Origin of the sequence: Nocardia sp. NPDC004151 (genome assembly GCF_042874235.1) — a bacterium.
Taxonomy (GTDB): domain Bacteria; phylum Actinomycetota; class Actinomycetes; order Mycobacteriales; family Mycobacteriaceae; genus Nocardia.
In genome coordinates, this window is the sequence record NZ_JBIAMR010000027.1 from 35,247 (window position 1) to 61,776 (window position 26,530).

Consider the following 26,530-nt stretch of genomic DNA (forward strand, 5'->3'; position numbering starts at 1 on the left):
GGGCGCCGACCGACGTCGCCGCCCGGCGGCATCCCCGCCGCCGGGCCGCACCACCACGGTGCGATGCGACCCGAGCGGCGCCCGGTCGGTGGGTGTCAGGCCAGGGCGGGCTCGCGCTCCCCGTCGAGCAGCCAGTCGTTGGGCGCGAAGAGCTCGAAATGCACTCGGTCGGAAGGGATTCCGATGGATTCGAGCTGGGCGCGGACATGTTGCAGGAAGCCGGTGCCGCCACACAGGTAGTAGTCCGCGTCCTCGGGGAGATCGATCCGGGTCACATCGAGCAAGCCGTGGCCGTCGGCTTCGTACCAGGCGCGGAGATCGACGTCCGCCAGCTGGGTGGCCAGATCGGCGATCGTCTCGCGCAGCGGGTGCGCGGTGGTGGAGCGGTCGGCGTGCAGGATGACGGTTCGGCGGGTACGAGCTTCGGCCGCCAGGTATTCCAGGATTCCGACCATCGGAGTCACGCCGATGCCCGCGGAGATCAGCACGACCGGTGTGGTGGCCTCGGTGTCGATCGTGAGATCGCCGAAGGGCAGCGTGATCTCGAGGGCATCGCCCACCACGACGGTGTCGTGCAGCCAGGTCGAGACCTCACCGGCGGGCGTGCCCGCCTCGGCGAGCACCTTGCGCACCGTGAACGCGAGCCGGCCGTCGCCCCCGCGGTTGACCAGGCTGTACTGGCGCAGCTGACGCGCACCGTCGGGCAGCCGCGCGCCGACCGAGATGTACTGTCCCGGCGCGAATCCGGGCAGCGGGGCCGCCGGGTCGGAGGACTCGACCACGAAGGTGGTCACACCCGAGGGGTCGTCGATGCGCTGCACCACGCGGGTAGCGCGGAACACGTCGCCGGGCTCGACCCCGGCCGCGTCGTAGAGTTCGCGTTCGAAATCGATGAGGGTCCGCGCCATCAGCCAGTACACGCGATCCCAGGCCGCGGCGATCTCCGCGGTCACCACGTCCGCGCCCAGCACTTCGACGATGGCGGCGAACAGGTGCTCGTGCACGATGCGGTACTCGGGTTCGGTGACGCCGAGCGAAGCGTGCTTGTGGCCGATGCGGGCCAGCAGTTCCCGCGGATGGGGCAGATTCGGGTCCACGAGGTGGGTGGCGAAGGTGGCGATGGAGGCGGCGAGCGCCTTCTGCTGCGCTCCGTCGTGCTGATTGCCGCGATTGAAGCGGTCGCGCAGCAGTTCTGGATGGGCGGCGAACATCTTGGTGTAGAACAGCGCGGTGATCCGGTCGATGTGCGCGGCCACCAGCGGCAGGGTCGCGCGAATCACCTCGGCATGCTCGGGTTCCAGGTCGACGGCGTTGTGCAGTGTGGAATCCGGCGCGAGCCTCATGAGGTCTCCTAGGTATCGATGAGTGCGACTGCCGGGAATACCGGCATATGCAGCAACTCCACGGTGCGCTGATCCACCAGATCGGACAGCAGGTACCGATCGAGCTCGGCATAGAATGCGTTCTGCGCGGCCCGGAGGACACCCCGCAATCGGCAGGCATTCGCGAGCGGGCACGGATTGTCGCCGACGCAGTCGATGACTTCGTCGTCGCCTTCGAGGTGACGGACAATGGTGCCTATAGTGGTGGTTCGGCCAGCCTCGGTCAGGAAGATCCCGCCGGTGCGCCCCCGCTGCGACTCGACATAACCGAGTTCAGCGAGTTTGGAGACGGCCTTGGCGACGTAGTTCTCGGAGGCGTTCACCTGTCGCGCAATGAGTTTGACGGTGACGCGTTCCTCGGCCCCACTACTGACCGCCAGCCGCATGAGCGACCGTAGGCCGAGATCGGTGAACCGGGAGAGCTGCATGAGATCCACCGTAGCTAATTCCGATTCCGAAAAGCAGATTATCTTGGTGTGCGCTTTAATACGCGAATCCGTGCGGATTATGTAACCTGCACCACACCAAAACCGCACCCCTTATAACCGATACAGCAAATCCCTGGCAGCGACCGGCACCGCTGCCAGGGATTTCGGTGAGGGAGAAGAGTTTCCCTCAGGCCGCGACCATCAGCTTCGTGCGCGTGGCCAGCCCGTAGTAGATGACCAGCGCCAACCCGCAGCCGATGAACCAGCTGTACTGGGCCGCGGTGTGCATGCCGTACACGTTCTTGGCCAGCACCGGGAACACCGCCGCGATGGCGCCGATCACAGTGGCGATCACCGCGACCGGGTTGAATCCCTTGCGGTACCAGTACTTGCCGGTCTCGGCCATGGTGAACAGCTCGTCGACCACGATGGTCTTCTTGCGCACCAGGTAGTAGTCGGCGATGAGCACGCCGAACAGCGGTCCGATGAACGCGCCCAGCACTTCCAGGGTGTAGTGGATCACGTCCGGGTTGTTGTACAGGTTCCACGGCGTGATCAGCACCGACCCGACCGCCGCGATCATGCCGCCCATCCGCCAGGAGATCTTCTGCGGGCTCACGTGCGAGAAGTCGAAGGCGGGGGAGATGAAGTTCGCGACGATATTGATGCCGACCGTGGCGATGGTGAAGGTGAGCGCGCCCAGCACGATCGCGAAGGTGGAGTCGATGCGCGAGACGGTCTCGACCGGATCGGTGATGAGCTCGCCGTACACCGGGATGGTCAGCGAAGCGGTGATCACCACGAGCAGCGAGAAGGCCAGGAAGTTGACCGGCAGCCCGAGCAGGTTGCCGCGTTTCACCGCCGCCATGGACTTGCTGTAGCGGGAGAAGTCGCCGAAGTTCAGCATGGGCCCGCAGAAGTAGGACACCACCAGCGCGATCGCGCCCAGCAGCACCGGCAGGGCGTCCCAGCCGTGGTACTTCACCGCGCCCAGCTGCAGGTCGATCGCGCCCCAGCCGGCCTTGTAGATCAGATAGCCGCACAGGAAGAACATGACGACATACACGGCGGGACCGCAGAAGTCGATGAACTTGCGGATGGACTCCATGCCCTGCCAGAACACCGCGGCCTGCACGATCCACAGCACCAGGTAGGCGCCCCAGCCGAGCAGCGACAGGCCGAGGAAGCCGTAGTCGCCGGACTTGGCGTAGGGGGCCAGGCTCGGGAAGAGCTTGACCGCCACCACGATCAGCGCGGCCGAGGCCAGGTAGGTCTGAATCCCGTACCAGGCCACCGCGATCAGGCCGCGGATGATGGCCGGGATATTGGCGCCCTTCACGCCGAAGGCGCTGCGGCACACGACCGGGTAGGGGACGCCCGCGCGCTGGCTGGGCGCGGCCACCAGGTTGCACAGGAAATATACGATCGTGATGCCGATGAGCAGGGCGACCAGCACCTGCCAACCCGCCAGGCCGAGCGCGAAAAGGCTGCCGGCGGTGACGTATCCGCCGACGCTGTGCACATCCGACATCCAGAAGGCGAAGATGTGGTACGAGCCCCAGGTCTGTTTCTTCAGGGGGGCGAGATCGTCATTGGTGAGCCTGAGGTCGTAGTCTGGAGCGGGCGGCGGCGCCGCTGATTCCGCACCCGCCGATGCGGGAGTGACGATGTCGGTCATGGGGTTGCATCCGATCCGAAAGCCGATGAGTGTGCTCAAGGTAGGAACGAGCCGTTCCCCATGGATTGCTTTTCGGTTTCCGGGTCATTGCGTGATCCGTATATCTTTTCCGACCAGCCCGTTCACACGTGCTTCACATTTCTCGGGCACAAGGTGCGGAATTCGCGATTATCCACCGCGTCGCGCCACCCCGCGGGTGAGGTGAATTCCTGGCAACATGGCGCGCATGGAGCTCATGGCGCGGATCGAGGCGGCGGCGACCCTGCTCGAACCGGTGATCCGCCGGACGCCCGTGGTCGGTTCGCGGGTGCTGGCGGAGCTGGTCGGGCACCCGGTGTGGCTGAAGTGCGAGAACCTGCAGCGCACCGGCTCGTTCAAGCCGCGCGGCGCCTACAACCGGATCGCGAATCTGTCGCCCGCCGAGCGGGAGCGCGGTGTGGTGGCGGCCAGCGCGGGCAATCACGCGCAGGGGGTGGCCTGGGCGGCGACCTCGCTGGGCCTCGACTCCACGGTGTTCATGCCGGTCGGCGCGGCCCTGCCGAAGCTGGTGGCCACCCGGGCGTACGGCGCGACCGTGTACCAGGTGGGCGACACCGTCGACCAATGCCTGTTCGCGGCAAAGGAATTCGCCGATCGCACCGGGGCGACGCTGGTCCATCCGTTCGATCATCTCGATATCGTGGCCGGGCAGGCGACGGTGGGGCTCGAAATCCTCGAGCAGCTCCCGGATGTCGGCACCGTGCTGGTTCCCACCGGTGGCGGCGGCCTGCTCGCGGGTGTCGCGGCGGCCCTGCAACGATTGCGCCCGCAGGTCCGGGTGATCGGGGTTCAGGCCGCCGAGGCCGCCGCCTGGCCGGCGTCCCTGGCCGCGGGGAAACCGATTGCCCTGGAACAGATGTCCACCATGGCCGACGGCATCGCGGTGGGCCTGCCCGGCGAGGTCCCCTTCGAACACGTCCTCGACTCCGCGCCCACCATCGTAACCGTCGACGAGGACGCCCTGTCCCGGGCCCTGCTGCTGTGCATGGAACGAGCGAAGCTGATCGTCGAGCCCGCGGGCGCGGCCGGTGTCGCCGCCCTGATGGCCTGCAGCGCAGAGGAACTCGCCCTCGACGGCCCGGTCTGCGCCATCCTCTCCGGCGGCAATATCGACCCCCTGCTGCTGACCCGCGTCATCGGCCACGGCCTCAGCGCCGCGGGCCGCTACCTGGCCGCCCGCATCACCATCTCCGACCGCCCCGGCAGCCTGTCCCGCCTCCTGTCCGAGCTGAGCCGCACCGGCGCGAGCGTCCTCGACGTCGCCCACTCTCGCACCGGCGCCTGGCTCGGCATCGACGAGGTCGAGGTCCTCCTCACCCTGGAAACCCGCGGCCCCGCCCACCGCGACGAGGTCCTCACCACCCTCGCCGACGCGGGCTACGAGGTCCGCGTCCAGGACTGAGGTAGCCGCCGAACCTCAGTGCGCCCCACCGAGTTCCAATGCCAGCACCCCCGCGATGACCAACACGATCCCCCCGATCTGCACCGCCGTGATCCGCTCGTCCAAGAACAGCGCACCGATGGTCGCCACCGCCACCACCCCCACCGCCGACCAGATCCCATACGCCACCCCGATGGCCATCCCCCGCTTCAACGCCTGCGACAGAAAGTAGAACGCAGCCCCGTACCCGATCACCACGATGACCGACGGCACCACCTTGCTGAACCCCTCGGAGATCTTCAGCGACACCGTCGCCGTCACCTCACACACGATCGCCAACGCCAGCAACAACAAGGTCATGGCCCGAACAATAGCGAGCCCTCACCCCGCTTCCGGCAACCGATGGAACTCGACACTGAGCCGCAACTCCAACGCTTCGGCAAATCGCTCGAGCATCGGAATCGTCGGCATGGTCCCCCCGGCCTCGAACCTCGCAACCGCGGGCTGCTTCAATCCCGCCCGATCCGCCAGCTCGGATTGAGTAAGCCCCAGCTCCTCCCGACGTTGCCGAACCGCGGCACCGAGCTCGAATCGAATCTTCGCAGCGTCGTAGGCGCTTCCCGCCCCCGGCCGATTCATGACCTCGGCCCGAACTTCGGCCCAATTCTTGCGTTCGCCCATGGAATTCTCCTCCTCCACGGTATGAGCCTCGGCGGCACAGCGATCCATCGCTCGCACCGCCCGCTCCACTTCGGCCGTCTCACGCATTCGGTGCTTCCGGAACACCGTCAGCAAGATGATGCGCCTGCCCGACGCGATCCAGTAGGTGATCCGGACCGCGTCGCGCGAGAGATAGAACCGCAGTTCACGTAACTTGCCACACAGCTGCCGCGTGTACGGCACTCCCAGTAATGCACCACGCTCCGTCAATAGGTCGACGTAGAAGATCACAGTTTCCTGATCGTCCTGGCCGAGCGTGTCGAACCAGTCGCAAACTTCGGACTCCAGTTCCACCTCTCCCCAATTCATAACATAGATGTTATATTCAGGCAAGTAGCGCGTCCCGAGATTTGAGCATCGGCACTGTTCGATCGACCGCAGAACCGCGTGTCCCCCCAGACCGCCGACCGATCCTGGGCCGGGCCCGCGCCGGTGCACTGGCCGGAGCGTTCGACACCGCCGCGAAGCAGAGCGCGGGCCGCGCGAAGTGCAGGATTACCTCGTTGTCGGAGGCAGGCCGCGACCCCGCACTGCTGAGCCGCTAGAGGTGCACCAGCGCGGTCATCGGGGTCACGCCCAGTGTGGTGAGCACGGCGGCCCCGTCGGCCGCCTCTGCGCCACCGGCCAGAATCCTGGTTCGCGCCGCCTGATACCGGCAGCCCGTGGCGTCGAAAGTGGCCGCGGTGGACAGCAATCGGTCCCGATCCTTGGTCAGCAGCGCCTCGGCCCGGTCGATGATGGCCGCGGCGACCGGGTTTCCGGCGGCGGTGAGGCGCGCCTGATCGAAGTCCTCTGACGCATCGCCATTTCCGGCCAGTACCGCGGCCTCGGCGTGCAGGGCGAGGTACCAGGGGAGCCAGGCGCCCGGGACGCGGGTGGTCGCCTCGGCCGGAGTGAGTTCGGTGCGTTCGAGGGCGTCTTCGGGCTGGCCGTGGTGGAGCATCAGGAGGGCGTCGAAGACGGCCTGGTAGCCGTCGGCGTCGGCGGGTGGGGTGCCGAGTTGCTGGAGGACGCCGGTCCATTCGCGTTCGGCGTCGAAGTCGTCGCGCAGGCCGTGGATCATTCGGACGCCGGCGACGGCGGCGCCGAGGGCGGAGCGGGCGGGGCGATCCTCGCGGTGCCAGGCCTCGAGGAAGCGGGCGCCGTGGGTGAGGACATCGTCGACATTGCCGGCCAGGGCGTCGGCGACCAGGAGACGGCTGGTGGCGGTGTGGCCGACCTCGGCAAGCATGGGGTGCTCGGCCAGTTGCCGTCCCCAGCGGCGGGCACCGGCGAGATCGCCTGCGCCGAGGCCGAATTCGGCGGCCTGGCCGAGCGCGTCCATCAGCTCGTGGGTGCCCACCGGGTTGTCGGGAGTGGTGGACAGCAGCCGGATTCGCTTGCGGGCAGTGGCGGCGGCGGCCCGGACGTCCCCGGCGGCGCTCTGGGCGGCGGCGAGAGCGTCCAGAGCGGCGGATTCGGCGAACAGGTCGCGGGTGGCGTGGGCCAGTTCGACGGCCTGCTCGACCTGCGACATCGCTTCGGCGGCAGTCGCTTCGGCGGTGCCCTGCGGCGCGTTGAACGGATTGGCGAAGACTGTCGCCTCAGCCGAGGCGATGGCGGACCGGGCCGCCGCCACCCGGGCGTCATCCCCGCCCGCAGCGGTGTCGGCCAGCTGCCGGGCCTCGGTGATGAGCGCCGCCGCGTCCTGCCGGGAGGGGAGCTGCACGAACTTGCCCCAGAAGCGGTAGGCATCCGAGGCCGCGGTGGCCAGGTCGATGGCCGCGGCGGCGGGATCACCGGCGCGCTGGGCGAATTCGGCGGCGGAGCGGTGCAGGCGGTACATGTCGTCGCCGTTGCCGCCGCAGCCCGCCGCGGCGGCCGACTGGCGGAGCAGGTCGGCGGCGACGGCGGGATCGTCGCTGAGGTAGGCGGCTTGTTCGTGGCGCCATTGGGATTCGCCGGTGTGGTGGCGGGCGAACAGCAGGTGGGCGAAGCCTCGGGCCAGTTCGAACGCGTCGGCCCGCTGATCCGGGCGTTCGAAGGCCCAGCCGAGGGCGGCGCGGAAATCGTCCGCGGCGATATCGAATCGGGGCCGCCAGCCGTCGCGGACGGAATCGAGCTCGGTGGCCTCCGACGCGCACCAGCGCAGGTGGGCGGCGCGGGCGGCGTCGATCTCACCGGCGGCGTCGAGCTGTTCGAGGCCGTACTGGCGGATGGTCTCCAGGGCGCGGAACCGGGTGCCGGTCGGGGTATCGGTGACGACGAGCAGGCTCTGCTCGGCCAGCCGCGCCAAACCGGCAGCGACCGTGCCCTTGTCGACGTCCGCGGCCGCGGCGGCCGCCTCGACGGGGAAGGCGGCCATGAACACCGAGATCCGGCGCAGCAGGGTGCGATCCTCGGGTTCGAGCAGGGCGTGGCTCCAGTCGAGGGCGGCGCGGACCGAGCGGTGCCGGTCGTCGGCGCGGGCGCCGCCCGACAGCATGCGCAGCTGGTCGTCCAAACCGGCGGTGAGGCCGTCCAATCCGAGGGAGGTCCAGCGGGCGGCGGCCAGTTCGATGGCCAGGGCCACGCCGTCGAGGCGCCCGCAGAACGCGGCGACCTGGTCGCGCAGCGCGTGGTTGGGCGGCCAGCCGCCGGCTGCCGCGCGGTCCATGAACAGGGCGACGGCGTCCGAATCACCCTCTCCGGCAAGCGACATGGGCGGCACCGTGTAGGCGTGTTCGAACGGCACCAGCAGGCGGGCGCGGCTGGTGGCGAGCACGCGCATGCCGGGGCAGGTGGCCAGCAGCTCTTCGATGAAGGGGGCCACGCCGTCGCGGACGTGTTCGCAATTGTCCAGGACCAGTAGGGCATTGCGGTCGGCGAGCGCGGCCAGCACGGCGCGGTCGAAGGGGCGGCCGGGCTGTTCGCCGATGCCGAGGGCCATGGCGACGGTGCCGGCGACCACGCAGGTGTCGGGGCTGGCGAGCGGGACCAGGTCGACGAACCACACGCCGTCGGCGAAATCGGCGGCCACCTCGGCGGCGACGGCGAGAGCCAACCGGGTCTTGCCGACGCCACCCGGTCCGACCGCGGTCACCTGACGTTGTGTCCGGAGCAGTTCGGCGAGTTCGGCGCGTTCGCGGGTGCGGCCGATGAACGAGGTCAACGGTTTCGGCAGCACGGGCGCGGTCTGCGGGCTCGCGGTGCGAGTGGCGGCCGCGTGCTGGGCCAGGGCCCGGCGGTCGGGCACGTCGAGTTTGCGCAGCAGCGAGGAGACGTGGCTCTCCACCGTGCGCACCGAGATGAACAGTCGCGCACCGATCTCGGCATTGCTGAGGTGCTCGCCCACCAGGGCCAGCACCTCGGCTTCGCGGGTGGAGATTTCCAACGTCACAGCCATGAACCCAGTCTGCCGCATGGGATCGGCCGCGGCGGTACGGACGGGCTCGGTGTCGCTCTCCGTGGTGGATTCCGTGGTCGCCACGGATGTGACCGAGGGGTCCCGGAGGCGAAGCTGGAAGCACACCGAACGAACACCCTCTCACCAGGAGAAACAATGACCACCCAGGGCATCAAGACCGTGCTGCACCCCGTCGCCGACCTGGCCGCCGCCAAGACCGTGTACGCCGCTCTGCTGGGCCTCGAGCCGCAGACCGACTCCCCCTACTACGTGGGCTTCGAGGCCGAGGGCCAGCACATCGGCCTGGTCCCGGCGGGCAGCCCGCAGAGCCCGGAATCCCCCGTCTCCTACTGGCATGTCGCCGATATCGAGGCCAAGATCGCGGCGCTCACCGCGGCCGGGGCGACGGTGCAGCAGGCCGCCTGCGAGGTCGGCGGCGGCCGCCTGGTCGCCACCGTGACCGACCCCGACGGCAATGTCCTGGGCCTCATCCAGGACCGCTGACCCTCCCCGTCGCCCCCGATCCTCTCCCGCCTCTCCCCCACTCCCGCAAAGGAATCCAGCCATGGCCACCGAGAACCCCGCCCAGAAGACCACCGTCGGTTTCAGCGCCGACGAGCGCGCCGCCATGAAAGCCCATGCCGAGGAACTGAAGACCGCCGCCCGCCGCCGCAACTCCCGCTCCGCCAAGGCCGACGGCGAGCAGGACGTGCTGGCCAAGATCGCCGAGATGGACGACGCCGACCGCGCGATCGCCGAACGCCTGCACGCCCTGGTCAAGTCCATCGCCCCCGAGCTCGGCGCGAAGACCTGGTACGGCATGCCGTCCTACACCCGCGACGGCAAGATCGTGTTCTTCTTCCAGCCCGCCGCCAAGTTCAAGTACCGCTACGCCATCCTGGGCTTCAACGATGCCGCCAACCTGGACGACGGCGAGATGTGGCCGGTCAACTACGCGCTGCGGAGCATGACGCCCGCCACCGAGGCACGCATCACCGAACTCATGCGGCAGGCACTGAGCTAGACCCCCGAGCTCGGAAACACCTACGGGCGAACTTTCCCCGGCCGGATTCGAATCCTTTTCCGGCCGGGGACGCTCTTATGGTGGTGACTGTACGAATCGAAGTGAGAGAGCAGGACGTGGAGCGCGGCTGGGCCGGTGAGCAGCTGGTGACGGCGGCCCAGAACGGTGACCGCGAGGCGATCGCCGCCGTCGTGTACGGCGCGCATCCGCATGTGCGCAGGTTCGCGCAGCATCTGTGCGCCTCCGACACCGATGCCGAGGACGCCACGCAGGAAGCGCTGATCATCCTGTACCGCAAGATCGGCACGCTGCGCGCGACCACCGCGCTGGCGTCGTGGATGTTCCGCATCGTCCGCAACGAGTGCCTGCGCCGGGCGCGCCGAGTCCTGGACCACGCGCCGCGGACCGAGACCGGCGATGTCGTCCTCTCCGCCGAGGACGAGGTGCTGCGGCGGCTGGACGCCGACCAGCTGGCCGAGGCGATCACGGCTCTGCCCGAGGTGCAGCGCCGGGTGCTGATCATGCGCGATGTACTGGGCTATCCCGGCCGCGCGACCGCCGACGCGCTCGGATTGAGCACCGCGGCAATGAAATCGCAGCTGCACCGCGCCCGCGCCGCGGTCCGCCAGGGTCTCGACGACCGTCGCTGACCGCCGGGCCGGTCGCACCACCGGTCATCTCACGCCATCCGGCCATGTCGTACCACCCCATGCGAAGGGACGCCCCGCCATGCTCACCACCGAACACCCCGCGCCGAACCTGGACCTGATCGATACCGCCGGACAGCCCTGGCTGCTGTCGGACGGCCGCGACGCGCGCGGCACCCTGCTGTATTTCATGCGCTCGACCTCGTGCCCGATCTGCAACCGGCACGTCCGTGATCTGATCGCGCGGCGCGACTTCTTCGACGACGAGGACATCCGGGTCGTGATCGTGGTCCCCGAGGATCGCGACGCCGCTCTGGCCTGGAAGACCAAGCACGCCATACCGTTCGCCGTCCTGACCGGCTCGACCGGCGACCCGCACGAGTCGGTCGGCCTGACCCGCCGGATGTTCGGTTCGATGCGGCAGTCGGGGACGGTGCTCGTCGACGCCGAGGGCACCGTCCGCCACGCCCACGGCGCGACCATGCCGGTCAGCAGCTACGACCGGAAGGGCATCACCGCGGCCGTCCTCGCCCTGCGGGACACGCGGAATTAAATGGGATGCGGCGGATGCGGGCCTGTGGTTACAGTGCTCGGCATGTGGCTGTTCCTGTTCTCCTGAGCGCGATTCGCGTCTGACGCCCGGCGGTCTGCCGTCTCGACCGCCCGTGGCTTTCCCGATTCCGACCGGCATCCGATCCGGTTAGTCGGTCACGCATATTTCTAGGAGGACTTGTGCCCGAGCACTTCTCGCTGCCTGCAACTCCCGCGCCGCATGCAACTCCCGCGCCGGATGCAATTCCCGCGTCGCCGGCAATCCCGGCGTCGCTTGCAATTCCGGCGTCGCCCGCTGTCCCCGCGTCGCCCGACATCCCTGTCGACGCTCCCGAGGAGCCTCGGCTCTCGCGCGCCGAACGGCGCGGCAAAGGCGCGCGGAAACAACACAATCGCGACGGCAAGGTGCACGACTCCGGTCGCGCGTCCGTGCCCGCCGCGAAACACATGAATTACCGTCGCGGATGACGAACGGCCCGTGGGGGTTCCGGAGCAGGAACCCCCACGGGCCGTTGTCGTCGGTGAGTCAGCCCAGCCAGGCGCGCTGGGTGGCGGCCGTGCCGCGCACCTCTTCGAGCTGCTTGGCGACCTGGGTTCCGGCGGTGCCGCCGCGCGCGTTGCGGGAGGCGATGGAGCCCTGCACCGTCAGCACCTCACGCACACCGGGGGTCAGGGCCGGGTCGACGGCCGCGAACTCCGCGTCGGTCAGCTCGTCCAGTCCGACGCCGCGCGCCTCCGCGGCGCGGACGCAGCCGCCCGCGGCCTCGTGCGCGACGCGGAATGGAACGCCCTGGCGGACCAGCCATTCGGCGATGTCGGTGGCGAGGGTGAAGCCCGCCGGGGCCAGCTCGGCCATGCGGTCGGTGTGGAAGGTCAGGGTGGAGACCAGGCCCGCGATGGCGGGCAGCAGCAGCTCCAGCTGGGCGACCGAGTCGAAGACCGGTTCCTTGTCTTCCTGCAGGTCACGGTTGTAGGCCAGCGGCTGCGCCTTCAGGGTGGCCAGCAAACCGGTCAGGTTGCCGATGAGGCGACCGGCCTTGCCGCGGGTCAGCTCCGAGACGTCCGGGTTCTTCTTCTGCGGCATGATCGACGAGCCCGTGGACCAGGCGTCGGCGAGGGTGATGTAGCCGAATTCCGGTGTGCTCCAGATGATCACCTCTTCGGCCATGCGGCTGAGGTCGACGGCGATCATGGACAGCACGAACGCGGCCTCGGCGGCGAAGTCGCGCGAGGAGGTGGCGTCGATGGAGTTCGCGGCCGAGGAGTCGAAGTTCAGTTCGGCGGCGATGGCTTCCGGGTCCAGGCCCAGCGAGGAGCCCGCCAGCGCGCCGGAACCGTAGGGCGACACCGCGGCCCGCTTGTCGAAATCGCGGATCCGGTCGATGTCGCGCAGCAGCGGATGCGCGTGCGCGAGCAGGTGGTGGGCCAGCAGCACCGGCTGGGCGGCCTGCAGGTGGGTCTTGCCGGGCATGACGGCGTCGGGGTGCGCGGCGGCCTGCGCGACGATGGCGTCGACCACGTCGAGCACGCCGGCGGCGATGTGCCGCACCGCGTCCCGCAGCCACATGCGGAACAGCGTGGCCACCTGGTCGTTGCGGGAGCGGCCCGCGCGCAGCCGCCCGCCGAGCTCGGCGCCGACCCGGTCGATCAGGCCGCGCTCGAGCGCGCCGTGCACATCCTCGTCCGATTCCAGCGGCCCGAACGCGCCCGACGCCACATCGGCCGCCAGCTGATCCAGTCCGGCCAGCATGCCCTCCAGATCCGGCGCCGAGAGCAGCCCGGCTTTGTGCAGCACACGCGCGTGCGCCTTGGAGGCGCGGATGTCGTACGGCGCGAGCGCCCAGTCGAAGTGGGTCGACTTGCTCAGCGCCGCCATCGCCGCGGCGGGACCGGACGCGAAGCGTCCACCCCACAGCGCGCCTGCATTGGTGCTGCCGCCCTGGCTCATAGCGTGTCGTCTCCTCGGGGTCGGAGTGCGGTCATCAGAATGTGGTGGCCCATACCGGCCTTGGCCGTCTCCGGGACGGTACGGCCGCGGTCCTCGAGCACGGTGACCGGGTCGCCCTCGGTCACCAGCCACTGGTGCATGGCGAACCAGGTGCGGGGGTCCTTGCGGTCCTCCCACGGGTAGAACAGGTTTTCCAGGTCGATCTTCACGCCGGCGTCGGCCATCACCTTGGCGCGCCGCTCCCGGAACTGGTCGGCCATGTCCTTGTCGGTGCCGAGGTTCAACGCCACCCGGCTGCCGGGCGCGCTGAGTTCGGCCACCTGCTCGAGCAGGTTGTCCTGGGCGTGGCCGGGCAGGTACCGCAGCAGCCCCTCCGCCAGCCAGGCGGTCGGCTCGCCGGGTTCGAAACCCTTGTCCAGCAGGGCCTTCGGCCAGTCATGCCGCAGGTCGATAGCCACTTCCCTGCGGTCGGCGGCGGGTTCGTCGTCGGCCAGCGCTCGTGCCTTGAACGCCAGCACCTTCGGCTGATCCAGTTCGAAGATGCGGGTGCCCTCGGGCCATTCGAGCCGGTAGGCGCGGGCGTCGAGCCCGGCGGCCAGGATCACGATCTGCCGGATCCCGGCGCGCTGGACGGCGGCGAAGTACTCGTCGAAGTAGATCGTGCGAGCGATCAGGACACTGCCCATCGACCAGTTGCTCAGGTCGGTGTCCTCGCCGCCCTGCTCACCGTCGCCGAGGTTCCGCATCCCGGCCATGAGGTTGTTCCAGCCGTCGGAGCCGACGGCGCTCACCAGTTTCGCGGCGTACGGATCCTGGAACAGCGCGTCCTCGCGTCCGCTCTCGTGGGCGCGCAGGGCGGCGACGCCGAGGGCGGTCGCGCCCACGCTCTCCGTGATGTCCCAACTATCGTCATCGGTTCGCATGGGCGCGTCTCCTTCGGCCGGGTGCGTGCACTGCCCGGATCGACGCTACTACTTGCTGTTGAGGTCCCGTCGGGCCGCGACCTTGGAGGACAGACCGTGGATCTGGACGAAGCCCTTGGCCAGCGACTGGTCGAAGGTGTCGCCCTCGTCGTAGGTGGCCAGGTTGAAGTCGTAGAGCGACTCGTCGGAGCGACGGCCGTTGACGACCACGCTGCCGCCGTGCAGCACCATGCGGATCTCGCCGGAGACGTGCTGCTGGGTGTCCTGCACGAACGCGTCGAGGGCGCGCTTGAGCGGGGAGTACCACAGGCCGTCGTACACCAGCTCGCCCCAGCGCTGCTCGACCTGGCGCTTGTAGCGGCCCAGCTCGCGCTCGATGGTGACGGCTTCCATCTCCTGGTGGGCCGCGATCAGCGCGATGGCGCCGGGGGCCTCGTAGATCTCACGGCTCTTGATGCCGACGAGACGGTCCTCGACCATGTCCAGACGGCCCACGCCCTGACGGCCGGCGCGCTGGTTCAGCTCGGTGATGGCCTCGAGCATGGTGACCGGGCGGCCGTCGATGGCGACCGGGACACCCTTGTCGAAGGTGATGATGAGCTCGTCGGGCGCCTCGAAGTTGACGGTCGGGTCCACGGTGTAGTCGTAGACGTCCTTGGTCGGGGCGTTCCACAGGTCCTCGAGGAAGCCGGTCTCGACCGCGCGGCCCCACAGGTTCTGGTCGATGGAGAACGGCGACTTCTTGCTCACGTTGATCGGGAGCTTGTTCTCACCGGCGAACTCGATGGCCTTCTCACGGGTCCAGGCGTAGTCGCGGACCGGGGCGATGACCTTCAGGTCGGGGGCGAGCGCGCCGATGCCGACCTCGAAGCGGACCTGGTCGTTGCCCTTGCCGGTGCAGCCGTGCGAGACGGTGTCGGCGCCGTGGTACTCGGCGGCCTCGACGAGGTGCTTGACGATCAGCGGCCGGGAGATGGCCGAGACCAGCGGGTAGCGGCCCATGTACAGGGCGTTGGCCTGCACGGTGGGCAGGCAGTACTCGTTGGCGAACTCGTCGCGGGCGTCCACGACGATGGACTCGACCGCGCCGCAGTCCAGCGCGCGCTGGCGCACGTCGTTCATGTCCTCGCCGCCCTGGCCGAGATCGATGGCGACGGCGACGACCTCGGCGCCGGTCTCCTTACCGATCCAGCTGATGGCGACCGATGTGTCCAGTCCGCCGGAGTAGGCGAGTACGACGCGCTTGGTCATAGTCCGTGTGCTCCTCAGTAGTCCGTTTAGGCCCTCGACCGGTGCGCCGCCCGCGGTCCCTACCCGGTCCCATGGTGCGCTCCGTCGTCCTGCAAATGATTATGCATGACGATGCAATCCCATTCATAACCGGGGTCCCCGCCTGCGCCGATCGCCGCGCCCATCGCCGCCGAGAGCCTTGCCTCGACACCAGAACAGGAATACAGTACGGACGTACGGTTTGGGAAATTCGACGATCGGAGGACCCCATGTGGGACCCGGAGACCTACCTCGCCTTCGACGATCTGCGCGCGCGACCGTTCTTCGATCTGGTCAACCGTGTACGAGCCGACCGGCCCCGGCGCGTGGCCGACGTGGGCTGCGGCCCCGGCAATCTCACCGCCGCCCTCACGAAGCGCTGGCCGGACGCGGCACTCGAAGCGTTCGACTCCTCCCCCGACATGGTTGCCGCCGCACGCGAACTCGGCATCGACGCCACGGTCGCCGATGTCCGCGACTGGCACCCCGCCCCCGACACCGACGTGGTCGTCACCAACGCGGTCCTGCAGTGGGTCCCGGATCACCTTGCCCTGCTGCCGAAATGGATCGACGTCCTGCCCGGCGGCGCCTGGCTCGCCCTCCAGGTGCCCGGGAACTTCGACGCCCCTTCCCATGTCGCGATCCGCGAGGTCGCCTCCTCCCCGCGCTGGCGCGAACGCCTGTCGGCGGCAGGCATTCCCGACCGCCAGGCGGTTCCGGACCCCGCCGGGTACGCCTCGGTCCTGGCCGCCGCCGGATGCGCGGTCGACGCCTGGGAAACCACCTACCTCCAGCCCCTGACCGGCGAAGACCCGGTCCTGCACTGGGTCACGGGCACGGCCCTGCGTCCGGTCCGCGACACCCTCGACGACCGGGAGTGGCAGCAGTTCCGCGCCGACCTCGCCCCGATCCTGCGCGACGCCTACCCCCGCAACCCCGACGGCACGACGTGGCTGCCGTTCCGCCGCGTCTTCGCGGTGGCGCACAAGGCCGAGTGAACACTCGGGCGGGGTGAACGCTCAGGCCAGCTGTTCGATCTTGGCGGCCAGTTCCGCACCGGTCATGGGTTCGCGGGCGATGACGGCAATGGTGTCGTCGCCGGCGATGGTGCCGACCACCTCGGGCAGCGCCGCGCGGTCGAGGGCGCTGGCCAGGAAGTGCGCCGCGCCGGGCGGGGTGCGCAGGACCGCGATATTGCCGCTGGCGTCAGTGGAGACCAGCAGGTCGCCCAGGAGTTTCGAGAGGCGTTCGGTGCCGCCGGTCACGCCGCGAACGGGGCTGCCGTCCTCGGGGACCACGTAGACGCCCGCGCCGCCGTCGGCGGCGCGCAGCTTCACCGCGCCGAGTTCGTCGAGGTCGCGGGAGAGGGTGGCCTGGGTGGTGTCGATGCCCTCGGCGGAGAGCAGGGCGGCCAGTTCGGACTGGCTGCGGACCTCGTGCTGGGCCAGGATGGCGACGATGCGGGCCTGCCGGCCCGCGCGCGTGCGTGCGACGGCCGCACCGGACTTACCCGAAGCCGGTGCGGCCGTGCGTCGTTCGCCGCTGCTCACCTGTCGCCTCGCGCGAATCGTTCCAGCAGCCAGACCAGCAGGGCCTTCTGGGCGTGCAGGCGGTTCTCGGCCTCGTCCCAGACCGCGCTGTGCGGGCCGTCGAGGACCTCGTCGGTGATCTCCTCGCCGCGGTGGGCCGGAAGACAGTGCAGGACCGTCACATCCGCGGCCGCGCGGGCCAGCAGCTCGGCGTTGACCTGGAAGGGACGGAACGGGGCGACGCGGTCGCGGCCGTCGTTCTCCTGGCCCATGGAGGTCCAGGTGTCGGTGACCAGGGCGTCGGCGCCGTCGACGGCGGCCAGCGGGTCGTGGGTGATGGTGATGGTCGCGCCGGTCTCGGCGGCCCGCTTCTGGGCGGCGTCGACGATCCAGCCGAAGGGTTCGAAACCCTCGGGGGCGGCGATGGTGACGTTCATGCCCGCGGTGACGCCGCCCAGCATGAGCGAGTGCGCCATATTGTTCGCGCCGTCGCCCAGGAAGGTGAGGTTGCGGCCGGTCAGATCGTCGCCCTTGCGCTCGCGCAGGGTCTGCAGGTCGGCCAGCACCTGGCACGGATGGAACTCGTTGGACAGCGCGTTGACGACGGGAACCGTTGCGGCTCCGGCCATCTCGTCCAGACGGGCCTGTTCGAAAGTACGCCACACGATGGCGTCGACGTAGCGGGAGAGCACCCGGCCGGTGTCGGCGAGGGTCTCCTCGCGGCCCAGCTGGGTGTCGCGGCCGTCCACCACGACGGCGTGGCCGCCGAGCTGGGCGATGCCCATCTCGAAGGAGAAGCGGGTCCGGGTGGAGTTCTTCTCGAACATGACCGCGACGCCGCGCGGGCCTTCCAGGGGCTTGCGGGCCAGTGGCGCGGCCTTCAATTCCGCTGCCAGGGAGAGGATCTCGGTCTGTTCGGCGGGGGTGACGTCGTCGTCGCGCAGGAAATGCCGGATGGTCACTTGGACTCCTTCTGGGCCTGGGCGGCATCGAGGATGCCGGGCAGGTCGGACAGGAAGTTCTCGGCCTGGGTCTCGGTGAGCACCAGGGGCGGGGCGAGCCGGATCACATTGGGCTTGGCGGGATTCAGCAGGTAGCCGGCCTCACGGGCGGCGAGATCGACCTCGGCGGAGACGTCGTCGGTCAGCTGGATGCCGATGAGCAGGCCCGCGCCGCGCACGTGATCCACCAGCGGATGCCCGAGGTGCTCGATGCCGTCGACGAGGATCTTGCCGACCTTCTCCACGTGCGAGAGCAAACCCTCTTCGTCGATGGTCCGCAACACGGCCAGCGCGGCCGCCGCGCACACCGGGTTGCCGCCGAAGGTGGTGCCGTGCATGCCCGGCTGCAGCAGATCCGCGGCCGGGCCCTGGGCCAGCACCGCGCCGATCGGCAGGCCGCCGCCGAGCCCCTTGGCCAGGGTGATGACGTCGGGCACGATGCCCGCGGCCTGGTGGGCGTAGAACGCGCCGGTGCGGCCGATACCGGTCTGCACCTCGTCCAGGATCAGCAGCGCGCCTTGGTCCTTGGTGATGGCGCGGGCCTTGGCCAGGTAGTCGGCGGGGGGCACCACGACGCCGCTCTCACCCATGATGGGTTCGATGAACACCGCGGCGGTGTCCTGGTCGACGGCCGCGGCCAGCGCGAGCGCGTCACCGTAGGGCACGTGCACGACGCCGGCGGGCATGGGCTCGAACGGCTCCCGCTTGGACGACTGGCCGGTGAGCGCGAGCGCGCCCATGGTGCGGCCGTGGAACGCCTCCTCGCAGGCGACGATCTTGGTGCGTCCGGTCAGTCGCGCCATCTTGAACGCGGCCTCGTTGGCCTCGGTGCCGGAGTTGCAGAAGAACGCCTTGCCGTGGCCGTCGCCGAAGTGCGCGAGCAGCCGCTCGGCGAGCTCGATGACCGGTTCGGAGGCATACAGATTGGAGACGTGGCCCAAGGTGCCGAGCTGCTGGGTGACCGCGTTCAGGATGGCCGGGTGCGCGTGCCCGAGGCTGTTGACCGCGATGCCGCCCAGGAAATCGAGGTAGCGCTTGCCGTCGGCGTCGTACACCACCGCGCCCGCGCCGCGCACCAGCGCGACCTTCGGGGTGCCGTAGTTGTTCATCAGGGCGGTCTGCCACCGCTGCTGAATGTCGGCTGTACTCATGAGATCTCCTGTGCGGGGGTGACCATCGTGCCGATGCCCTCCCCGGTGAACAGTTCCAGCAGGACCGAGTGCGCGACGCGCCCGTCGATCACGTGCGCGGTCGGGACGCCGCCCTCGACGGCGCGCAGGCAGGCTTCCATCTTCGGGACCATGCCCTCGTCCAGCGACGGCAGCAACTTGGCCAGTTCGTCGGTGTCGATGCGGCTGGTCAGCGAGGACCGGTCGGGCCAATTCGTGTACAGGCCCTCGACATCGGTGAGGATGACGAGCTTCTCCGCGCCGATGCCCTCGGCGAGCGCGGCCGCGGCGGTGTCGGCGTTGATGTTGTGCACCACGCCGTCGGCGTCGGGGGCGATGGTGGACACCACCGGAATCCGGCCCGCCGCGATCAGATCCAGCACGGCCGAGGGTTCCACGGAGGTGACGTCGCCGACCAGCCCGATATCGGTGGCCTCGCCGTCGACCTGCACGGTGCGGCGGGTGGCGGTGAACAGGTGCGCGTCCTCACCGGAGATACCGACCGCGTACGGGCCGTGGGCGTTGATGAGCCCCACCAGTTCCCGGCCCACCTGCCCGAACAGCACCATCCGGACCACGTCCATGACCTCGGGCGTCGTGACCCGGAAGCCTCCGCGGAATTCGCCGGTCATGCCGAGCTTCTTCAGCATGGCGCTGATCTGCGGCCCGCCGCCGTGCACCACCACCGGGTGCACGCCGACCGTGCGCAGGAACGCCATGTCGGCGGCGAAGGCGCGCTTGAGGTCGCCGTCGATCATGGCGTTGCCGCCGTACTTCACGACCACGATCTTGTCGCGGAACTTCTGCAGCCACGGCAGCGCGTCGGCGAGGACGTGCGCCTTGTCGAGGGCCGAAAGCTGTTTCACCACATCGCTCATGAGCTGTAGGCCGAGTTCTCTTCGACGTAACCGTGCGACAGGTCGGTGGTGCGGACGGTGGCCTCACCGTCGCCGAGGTTCAGTTCCACCAGCACCTGGATGTCGGGGCCGGACAGGTCCACCTCGCGCGCGCCGGGCGCGCCCGCGCCGTCGATGCACACCGGGGATCCGTTGAACGACACCGAGACCCGGTTCGGATCCAGTTCGATGGGCGCGATGCCGATCGAGGCCAGCACCCGGCCCCAGTTCGGGTCGGAGCCGAAGAAGGCGGTCTTGACCAGGCTGTCGCGAGCCAGGGCCCGCGCGCCGATCAGCGCCTCTTCCTCGCTGACCGCACCCTTCACGGTGATGTGCACGCGCTTGGTGACGCCCTCGGCGTCGGACATGAGCTGCTCGGCGAGGTCGTCGCAGACCCCGAGCACGGCCGCGTTCAGGTCGGCCTGGCTCGGGACGACTCCGGACGCGCCGTTGGCCAGCAGCAGCACGGTGTCGTTGGTGGAGCAGGAGCCGTCCACGTCGAGGCGGTCGAAGGTGTAGCGGGTGGCGTTGCGCAGCGCCTCGTCCAGCTGGTCCGGGGTGGCGGCAGCGTCGGTGGTGAGCACCACCAGCATGGTGGCCAGCGACGGCGCGAGCATGCCCGCGCCCTTGGCCATACCGCCGACGTTCCACTTGTCCCGGTGGTGGAAGGCGGTCTCCTTCGGCACCGTGTCGGTGGTCATGATGGCGCGCGCGGCCTCGGCGCCGCCGGACAGGCCGCCGCCCATCTCGTGCACGATCTCGGTGACGGCGGGGATCAACTTGTCCATGGGCAGCCGGTCACCGATCAGACCGGTGGAGCAGACGGCGATCTCGCCGGCGCCGGTCTCGGTGCCCCAGTTGCTCAGCGCCTTCGCGAGTTCCTCGGCGGTGGCGTGGGTGTCCTGGAAGCCGCCGGGGCCGGTGCAGGCGTTGGCGCCGCCCGAGTTCAGGATGACGGCGCGCAGGTGCCCGCCGGTCAGCACCTGCTGCGACCACAGCACGGGTGCGGCCTTGACCTTGTTGCGGGTGAACACGCCCGCCGCCGAATATTCGGGGCCCTCGTTGAACACCAGCGCCAGGTCGGGCTTGCCGCTCTTCTTGATGCCCGCCGTGATACCGGCCGCCCGGAAGCCCAGCGGCGCGGTGACGCCCTGGGACCGCACGAGCTTGCCGTTCCCCACAGCCCCGCTGTCGTTGCTGACGTTGTCGTTGCTCACGGTGCCACTCCTACGGTGGAAAGTCCTGCGGTCTCGTCGATTCCGAGGGCCAGGTTCATCGATTGCACCGCGGCCCCGGCGGTGCCCTTGGTCAGGTTGTCGATCGCGCCGATGACCACCAGCAGTCCGGCGTCGGTGTCCACGGTGACCTGGAGGGTGACGGCGTTGGAGCCGAGCACCGAACCGGTCTGCGGGAGCACGCCTTCGGGCAGCAGGTGCACGAAAGGCTCGTCGGCGTACGCCTTCTCGTAGACGGCCCGGGCCTGGGCGGCGTCCACGGTGGTGGGGGCGGTGCAGGTGGCGAGGATGCCGCGCGGCAGCGGGGCCAGCACGGGGGTGAACGACACGCTCACGTCGGCACCGGCGGTCCCGCCGGACAGCTGGGCGGCCTTCAGGTTCTGCGCGATCTCGGGGGTGTGCCGATGCGCGCCCGCGATGCTGTAGGCCCGCATCGAGCCCATCACCTCGGAGCCGAGCAGGCCCACGTCGAGTTTGCGGCCCGCGCCCGAAGTGCCGCTCACCGCAACCACATTCACCCGCGGTTCGATGATGCCCGCCGCGACGGCCGGGGCCAGCGCCAGACTCGACACGGTGGGGTAGCAGCCGGGGACCGCGATCCGGGTGGCGCCGCGCAGCTTGTCGCGCCCGCCCGGCAGTTCGGGCAGCCCGTAGGGCCAGTGGCCGGCGTGCGGGGTGCCGTAGTACTTCTCCCAGGCCGCGCCGTCGGTGAGCCGGAAGTCGGCGCCACAGTCGATGATGATCGTGGAGTCCGGCAAGGCCGTGGCGATCGCCGCGGACTGGCCGTGCGGCAGGCCGAGGAAGACCACGTCGTGACCGGACAGTTCCTCGACGGTGGTGGGCGCGAGCACCCGGTCGGCGAGCGGCAGCAGGTGAGGCTGCAGCTCACCGAGGGTGGTGCCGGCGTTGGAGCCCGCGGTCAGCGCCCCGATCTCGAGGCGCCCGCTTCGGTAGGCGGGGTGTCCGAGGAGCAGGCGCAGCACTTCACCCCCCGCGTAGCCGCTCGCACCAGCTACCGCGACCCGCAGGGGCCCGTTCGAGGTATCCACCATGTGATGATTATGCACGACTGTGCAAGCTCATTCACAACTGGGCGGAAATCTGACAGGACGCGCCGCTTACGGCACACTCGACAGCGCCATGTACGACGACGCCACCCAACCGCTGCCGGTCGTCGGCCCCCAGCCGGGCCGCTCTCGCCAGGCACCGGAGACGCCGAATCCCGCACCTCGCCGTTCGCGGCGCGCCGAGGGCGACTCGAATCCCCCGCGCGCGGGCCGCCGTCGTACCGGGGATCGACAGGGCGGCGGCGAGAAGCCGGGCCGCGGCGCCGACCGCCGCGAACGCACCCCCGCCGAACGTGCGCGCGACAAGAAGCTGCGGCTGGTCGGACGCGGCGCCATGGCCATGGTCGCGGCGAGCGTGATGGGCGTCACCGGCATCGTCTGGTACGGCGAGACCACCCTGGACCAGGGTTTCACCCGCTCCGGCGCGATCTCGCCCGAGGACGTGAACCTCGACGGCGACATCAACATGCTGCTGATCGGTCTCGACACCCGAAAAGACCTGAACGGCAACGACCTCCCCAAGGACATCCTCGACCAGCTGCACGCCGGCGACGGCTCCGAGGGCGGCTACAACGCCAATTCGCTGATCCTGGTGCACATTCCGAAGGACCTCAAGCACATCGTCGCGTTCTCCATCCCGCGCGACGACTATGTGCCGGTGCAGGGCATCCCGGGCTACGACCACGCCAAGATCAAGGAGGCGTACGGCCTCAAGAAGTACACGGTCGAGGAGAAGCTCAAGGCCAAGGGCATGGCCGAGGGTCCCGAGCTGGAGCGGCAGGGCCGGGAAGCCGGGCGCGCCAGCATCGTTCAGACCGTGAAGGCGCTGACCGGTGTCCCGATCAACCGGTTCGCGGAGATCTCGCTGGCGGGCTTCTACGATCTGGCGACCGCGTTGGGCGGCGTCGACGTGTGCCTCAACCACGCCGTGGACGACAGCTACTACTCGGGCGCGCAGTTCCCGGCGGGACCGCAGCACCTGGACGGTTCGGACGCGCTGGCGTTCGTGCGGCAGCGGCACGGCCTCGAGAACGGCGACCTGGACCGCACCCACCGGCAGCAGGCGTTCCTGACCTCGGTCGCGAACTCCATGAAAAGCTCTGGCACGCTGACCAATCCGGGTCGGCTCAAGGCGCTGATCGATGTGGCGCACAAGGACGTGGTGCTCTCCGACGGCTGGAGCCTCACCGATTTCGCCACCACCCTGGGCCGCGCGGACTCGCCGTCGGTGGAGTTCCGCACGCTGCCGGTGCTGCGCTACGACAATGTCGACGGCCAGGACGTGAACGTCATCGATCCGGTGGCGATCAAGAAGACGGTGCGCGAGGCGTTCGGCGTGTCGACTCCGGCCGCGCCCAGCGCCCCGATCGTTACGCCCACCTCGACGCTGGACGTGGTCAACGCCAGCGGCACCCCCGGTCAGGCGGCGAAGGTGTCGAAGTTGCTGACCGCCAAGGGATTCCCGGCCGGTGAGGTCGCCAACGCCTCCTACGCCGACGGCACCAGCTCGACCGTCTACTACGGCACCGGCGCCGACACCGACGCCAAGCAGGTGTCGGAGATGTTCGGCGGCCTGCCGGTCAGCCCGTCGACCTCGGTGTCGGCCGGGCACGTGAAGCTGGTCGTCGGCAGCGACCTCGAGATCCCGACGTCGCTGGACCCGACGGCCACCTCCACCACGCCCACCACCACCGCCAACGGCTCCAGCAACAGCCTGGCCGCGACCACGGACGCGACCACCTCGGACACGCCCGACTCCGGCAAGCCGGTGACCACCACCATCGGCTCGAAGATCCCCTGCGTGAACTGATCTCACCTGCGTGACCTGATATCGCCACGACCCGCGTGACCCACCGTCGACGAACGGAGCGCCGCCATGACGAAGACCGATCTCTTCCGCAGTCTGCACCACGGTGACCGCCCGCTGGTCCTGCCCAACGCGTGGGACTACGGGTCGGCGGCCATGCTCGCCGAGGCGGGGTTCCCGGCGCTGGGCACCACCAGCCTGGGCGTCGCGGCCGCGGCCGGACTGCCCGACGGCACCGCCGCCACGCGTGCCGAGACCCTCGCGCTGGCGCGGCGGCTCGGCCGGCTGACCATCCCGGTCACCGCGGACATCGAGGGCGGGTTCAGCACCGACGCCTGCGAGGTGGCGGAGTTCTGCGCCGAACTCGCGCACGCGGGGATCGCGGGCATCAACCTGGAGGACAGCCGATCCAATACGGCGTTGGCGGATCCTCGTGAGCACGGCGAGCTGATCGCGGCGGTGAAGGCTCGCGTGCCCGAGCTGTTCGTCAACGCGCGCACCGACACCCACTGGCTCGGCATCGACGCGGACTCCACGCTGGAGCGGGTCCAGCATTACGAGAAGTGTGGTGCGGACGGCATTTTCGTGCCGGGGATCACCGAGGCCGATGGGATTCGGGCCCTCGCGGCGGCGTTGAGCGCGCCGCTGAACATCCTGTTCTCCCCCACCGGGCTGACGGTGGCCGAGCTGGGCGGGTTGGGCGTCCGGCGGATCAGCACCGGGTCACTGCTGTACCGCGCGGCACTGGCGGCCGCGGTGCACACGGCGGAATCCGTGGCCCACGGTCATCCGCTGGTCGCCGAGATCCCCAGTTACGCAACGATTCAGCGCGTACTGGAGCCTTAGCCTTCGCGGCGACCGGTCACCGAGCGAGCACGCGCGTCAGTTCGGCGGTCCGCAGCTTGTCCGGGTTACGGATCGCGTACAGCCCGGTGATGCGGTCGCCGGTCATTTCGATCAGCTGCACGGTGTCGAGCCGGCCATCCGCGGTGCGCAACAGGACGGCCGGCAGTGCGTTGTACGCGCCGAACTCGACGGTCATGTCCGCGATGCCGTTCCGTGCCAGCCGCACCAGGTAGATCGCGACCCGATCCGCGCCCACGACGGGTTTCCTGGCCGCGGTGACCTTGCCGCCGCCGTCGGAGATCTGGACGACGTCCGGTGCGAGGACATCCATCAGCGTCTGTGTATCGCCGGTCTGCGTGGCCAGCAGGAATCGTTCGATCACCGCCCTGCTCGTCTCGGTGTCGGGTTCGAACCGCTTGCGGCGCTCTCGCACGTGCGCGCGAGCTCGATGCGCGATCTGGCGGACCGTGGCATCGGATTTGCCGACCATTCCGGCGATTTCGACGAAACTGTGCCCGAACACCTCCGACAGCACGAACACCGCCCGCTCGGTCGGCCCGAGGGTTTCCAGTACCAGCAGCATGGCCATCGACACCGATTCCGCCAGTAGCACATCGTGTTCGACACCGGCGTCGGTGCGGATGGGTTCGGGCAGCCAGCTGCCCACGTACTCCTCACGGCGTCGACGCACCGTGCGCAGATGGTTGAGCGCCTGTCGTGTCACCACGGTGGTCAGGTACGCCCGTGGATTCTCCACCCGCGCCCGGTCCGTCTCCCGCCACCGCAGGTAGCTGTCCTGCACCACGTCCTCGGCGTCGGCCGCGCTCCCGAGCAGCTGGTAGGCGACGGTGAACAACAACGGTCGCAGCCCATCGAATTCGTCCGCCCCGGCCGCCCGCTGCGTGTCCATCCCCATGCCCGAAGCCTAGCCAGTAGCCCTCGCGTCAACTCGCTGGACACCATGTACAGTCAACCCGAATGTCCGCCGTCCCGAGGGGAAATCCAATGACCGGCGCCGACCCCGGCAAGCTGACCCTGATGGGCCGCTTCAACTTCTACTCCAGCACCTACCTGGGCGGCGTGGCCCGCTTCTACGCCCGCGTCCACCGTCGTCTCTACACGCGTTTCGGCGGCACTCGCTTCGCCACTCTCTTCGGCGACCCCGTCTTCGAGCTGACGGTTCCCGGCCGCAAGTCCGGCGAGCCGCGGCCTGTCATGCTGATGCTCGTCCGGTCCGGCGACGATCTGCTGGTCTGCGGTTCCAATGGCGGCAATCCCGGCGTGCCCAACTGGTGGAAGAACCTTCTTGCCACCGACAAGGCTCAGGTTCGGATCGGGCGCGACAGCTTTCCCGTCACCTACCGGGTGGTTACCGATCCCGCCGAATACGACGCGCACTGGCAGACTCTGTCCGCGGCGTACCCCCACTTCAATACCTACCGTGCGCTGAGTCCGCGGCAGTTCCCTATCGCGGTGCTCAGCCGTGCGTAGTTGAAGACAAAACCCAAAGAACAAGACCAAAGACAAAGAGTGAGGTGCCTGATGTTCTTCGGACAGTGTCCCAATCTAGGATTGGGTGACTGAACGGAGTGGCTTGTGGCGCAGAGGAAATCGCGGAAGTTCAG

General features: G+C 69.2%; 25 protein-coding genes. 9 read left to right on the forward strand and 16 right to left on the reverse strand.

Features of this window, described 5'->3' with window-relative positions; genetic code table 11:
- Nucleotides 1-95 precede the first annotated feature (95 nt).
- The 3 genes from ACFYTS_RS35370 to ACFYTS_RS35380 all read right to left on the reverse strand — a co-directional run bounded on the left by ACFYTS_RS35370 (nucleotide 96) and on the right by ACFYTS_RS35380 (nucleotide 3,488).
- Nucleotides 96-1,343, reverse strand: a complete 1,248-nt coding sequence (locus tag ACFYTS_RS35370) for a globin domain-containing protein (protein WP_387309587.1) — start codon at nucleotides 1,341-1,343, stop codon at nucleotides 96-98.
- An 8-nt stretch (nucleotides 1,344-1,351) separates the two neighbouring features.
- Complete coding sequence (locus ACFYTS_RS35375) at nucleotides 1,352-1,810, reverse strand: Rrf2 family transcriptional regulator (protein WP_357288504.1); 459 nt, start codon at nucleotides 1,808-1,810, stop codon at nucleotides 1,352-1,354.
- A gap of 187 nt (nucleotides 1,811-1,997) precedes the next feature.
- The gene (locus tag ACFYTS_RS35380) at nucleotides 1,998-3,488 is read right to left on the reverse strand and encodes an NCS1 family nucleobase:cation symporter-1 (protein ID WP_387309588.1); all 1,491 of its coding nucleotides are present in this window, start codon (nucleotides 3,486-3,488) and stop codon (nucleotides 1,998-2,000) included.
- A 217-nt stretch (nucleotides 3,489-3,705) separates the two neighbouring features.
- Here ACFYTS_RS35380 and ilvA point away from each other — a divergent pair, with 217 nt between their 5' ends.
- Complete coding sequence (gene ilvA, locus ACFYTS_RS35385) at nucleotides 3,706-4,929, forward strand: threonine ammonia-lyase (protein ID WP_387309589.1); 1,224 nt, start codon at nucleotides 3,706-3,708, stop codon at nucleotides 4,927-4,929.
- A 15-nt stretch (nucleotides 4,930-4,944) separates the two neighbouring features.
- Here ilvA and ACFYTS_RS35390 read toward each other — a convergent pair whose 3' ends face one another.
- From ACFYTS_RS35390 to ACFYTS_RS35400, 3 genes are all read right to left on the reverse strand, one after another.
- The gene (locus tag ACFYTS_RS35390) at nucleotides 4,945-5,268 is read right to left on the reverse strand and encodes a multidrug efflux SMR transporter (RefSeq protein ID WP_357288495.1); all 324 of its coding nucleotides are present in this window, start codon (nucleotides 5,266-5,268) and stop codon (nucleotides 4,945-4,947) included.
- A gap of 21 nt (nucleotides 5,269-5,289) precedes the next feature.
- Complete coding sequence (locus tag ACFYTS_RS35395; RefSeq protein WP_387309590.1) at nucleotides 5,290-5,937, reverse strand: helix-turn-helix domain-containing protein; 648 nt, start codon at nucleotides 5,935-5,937, stop codon at nucleotides 5,290-5,292.
- A 232-nt stretch (nucleotides 5,938-6,169) separates the two neighbouring features.
- The gene (locus tag ACFYTS_RS35400; RefSeq protein WP_387309591.1) at nucleotides 6,170-8,992 is read right to left on the reverse strand and encodes an ATP-binding protein; all 2,823 of its coding nucleotides are present in this window, start codon (nucleotides 8,990-8,992) and stop codon (nucleotides 6,170-6,172) included.
- A gap of 156 nt (nucleotides 8,993-9,148) precedes the next feature.
- Here ACFYTS_RS35400 and ACFYTS_RS35405 point away from each other — a divergent pair, with 156 nt between their 5' ends.
- The 4 genes from ACFYTS_RS35405 to ACFYTS_RS35420 all read left to right on the forward strand — a co-directional run bounded on the left by ACFYTS_RS35405 (nucleotide 9,149) and on the right by ACFYTS_RS35420 (nucleotide 11,216).
- Nucleotides 9,149-9,496: a VOC family protein gene (locus ACFYTS_RS35405; RefSeq protein ID WP_387309592.1), complete on the forward strand. Its 348-nt coding sequence runs from the start codon at nucleotides 9,149-9,151 to the stop codon at nucleotides 9,494-9,496.
- A 61-nt stretch (nucleotides 9,497-9,557) separates the two neighbouring features.
- Entirely contained in the window at nucleotides 9,558-10,016 is a 459-nt protein-coding gene (locus ACFYTS_RS35410) for a DUF1801 domain-containing protein (protein ID WP_357288483.1), read from the forward strand.
- A gap of 101 nt (nucleotides 10,017-10,117) precedes the next feature.
- The gene (locus ACFYTS_RS35415) at nucleotides 10,118-10,666 is read left to right on the forward strand and encodes an RNA polymerase sigma factor (RefSeq protein ID WP_387309593.1); all 549 of its coding nucleotides are present in this window, start codon (nucleotides 10,118-10,120) and stop codon (nucleotides 10,664-10,666) included.
- 79 nt (nucleotides 10,667-10,745) lie between these two features.
- A complete protein-coding gene (locus ACFYTS_RS35420) occupies nucleotides 10,746-11,216 on the forward strand; it encodes a peroxiredoxin family protein (protein ID WP_387309594.1) in 471 nt (156 codons plus the stop codon).
- A 525-nt stretch (nucleotides 11,217-11,741) separates the two neighbouring features.
- Here the strand turns inward: ACFYTS_RS35420 and argH are convergent.
- Genes argH through ACFYTS_RS35435 form a run of 3 tightly spaced genes read right to left on the reverse strand, consistent with a single transcriptional unit; the run spans nucleotide 11,742 to nucleotide 15,337 of the window.
- Complete coding sequence (gene argH / locus ACFYTS_RS35425; RefSeq protein WP_387309595.1) at nucleotides 11,742-13,163, reverse strand: argininosuccinate lyase; 1,422 nt, start codon at nucleotides 13,161-13,163, stop codon at nucleotides 11,742-11,744.
- Nucleotides 13,160-14,086: an SAM-dependent methyltransferase gene (locus ACFYTS_RS35430; protein WP_387309596.1), complete on the reverse strand. Its 927-nt coding sequence runs from the start codon at nucleotides 14,084-14,086 to the stop codon at nucleotides 13,160-13,162. The genes argH and ACFYTS_RS35430 overlap by 4 nt, the downstream gene beginning before the upstream one ends.
- A 48-nt stretch (nucleotides 14,087-14,134) precedes the next feature.
- On the reverse strand, nucleotides 14,135-15,337 hold the full coding sequence (locus tag ACFYTS_RS35435) for an argininosuccinate synthase (RefSeq protein ID WP_357097064.1): 1,203 nt from the start codon (nucleotides 15,335-15,337) through the stop codon (nucleotides 14,135-14,137).
- Between the two features lie 248 nt (nucleotides 15,338-15,585).
- Here ACFYTS_RS35435 and ACFYTS_RS35440 point away from each other — a divergent pair, with 248 nt between their 5' ends.
- Complete coding sequence (locus ACFYTS_RS35440) at nucleotides 15,586-16,353, forward strand: trans-aconitate 2-methyltransferase (RefSeq protein WP_387309597.1); 768 nt, start codon at nucleotides 15,586-15,588, stop codon at nucleotides 16,351-16,353.
- 21 nt (nucleotides 16,354-16,374) lie between these two features.
- Here the strand turns inward: ACFYTS_RS35440 and ACFYTS_RS35445 are convergent, their stop codons facing one another.
- Genes ACFYTS_RS35445 through argC form a run of 6 tightly spaced genes read right to left on the reverse strand, consistent with a single transcriptional unit; the run spans nucleotide 16,375 to nucleotide 22,237 of the window.
- Nucleotides 16,375-16,905 carry an arginine repressor gene (locus ACFYTS_RS35445; protein WP_387309598.1) on the reverse strand — a complete coding sequence of 177 codons (531 nt, stop codon included), beginning with the start codon at nucleotides 16,903-16,905 and terminating at the stop codon, nucleotides 16,375-16,377.
- Complete coding sequence (gene argF / locus ACFYTS_RS35450; protein ID WP_387309599.1) at nucleotides 16,902-17,846, reverse strand: ornithine carbamoyltransferase; 945 nt, start codon at nucleotides 17,844-17,846, stop codon at nucleotides 16,902-16,904. Before argF ends, ACFYTS_RS35445 begins: the two co-directional genes overlap by 4 nt.
- Nucleotides 17,843-19,036: an acetylornithine transaminase gene (locus tag ACFYTS_RS35455; protein ID WP_387309600.1), complete on the reverse strand. Its 1,194-nt coding sequence runs from the start codon at nucleotides 19,034-19,036 to the stop codon at nucleotides 17,843-17,845. The genes argF and ACFYTS_RS35455 overlap by 4 nt, the downstream gene beginning before the upstream one ends.
- Complete coding sequence (gene argB / locus ACFYTS_RS35460) at nucleotides 19,033-19,932, reverse strand: acetylglutamate kinase (protein WP_387309601.1); 900 nt, start codon at nucleotides 19,930-19,932, stop codon at nucleotides 19,033-19,035. Before argB ends, ACFYTS_RS35455 begins: the two co-directional genes overlap by 4 nt.
- Nucleotides 19,929-21,131, reverse strand: a complete 1,203-nt coding sequence (argJ, locus tag ACFYTS_RS35465) for a bifunctional glutamate N-acetyltransferase/amino-acid acetyltransferase ArgJ (RefSeq protein ID WP_387309606.1) — start codon at nucleotides 21,129-21,131, stop codon at nucleotides 19,929-19,931. The genes argB and argJ overlap by 4 nt, the downstream gene beginning before the upstream one ends.
- 32 nt (nucleotides 21,132-21,163) lie before the next feature.
- On the reverse strand, nucleotides 21,164-22,237 hold the full coding sequence (gene argC, locus ACFYTS_RS35470) for an N-acetyl-gamma-glutamyl-phosphate reductase (RefSeq protein ID WP_357288453.1): 1,074 nt from the start codon (nucleotides 22,235-22,237) through the stop codon (nucleotides 21,164-21,166).
- 88 nt (nucleotides 22,238-22,325) lie between these two features.
- Here argC and ACFYTS_RS35475 point away from each other — a divergent pair, with 88 nt between their 5' ends.
- Complete coding sequence (locus ACFYTS_RS35475) at nucleotides 22,326-24,062, forward strand: LCP family protein (protein ID WP_387309607.1); 1,737 nt, start codon at nucleotides 22,326-22,328, stop codon at nucleotides 24,060-24,062.
- Nucleotides 24,063-24,128: 66 nt separating this feature from the next.
- Nucleotides 24,129-24,905: an isocitrate lyase/phosphoenolpyruvate mutase family protein gene (locus ACFYTS_RS35480; protein ID WP_387309602.1), complete on the forward strand. Its 777-nt coding sequence runs from the start codon at nucleotides 24,129-24,131 to the stop codon at nucleotides 24,903-24,905.
- A 16-nt stretch (nucleotides 24,906-24,921) separates the two neighbouring features.
- Here the strand turns inward: ACFYTS_RS35480 and ACFYTS_RS35485 are convergent, their stop codons facing one another.
- A complete protein-coding gene (locus ACFYTS_RS35485) occupies nucleotides 24,922-25,815 on the reverse strand; it encodes an RNA polymerase sigma-70 factor (protein ID WP_387309608.1) in 894 nt (297 codons plus the stop codon).
- 95 nt (nucleotides 25,816-25,910) lie between these two features.
- Here ACFYTS_RS35485 and ACFYTS_RS35490 point away from each other — a divergent pair, with 95 nt between their 5' ends.
- Nucleotides 25,911-26,396, forward strand: a complete 486-nt coding sequence (locus ACFYTS_RS35490; protein WP_387309603.1) for a nitroreductase/quinone reductase family protein — start codon at nucleotides 25,911-25,913, stop codon at nucleotides 26,394-26,396.
- Nucleotides 26,397-26,530 lie beyond the last annotated feature (134 nt).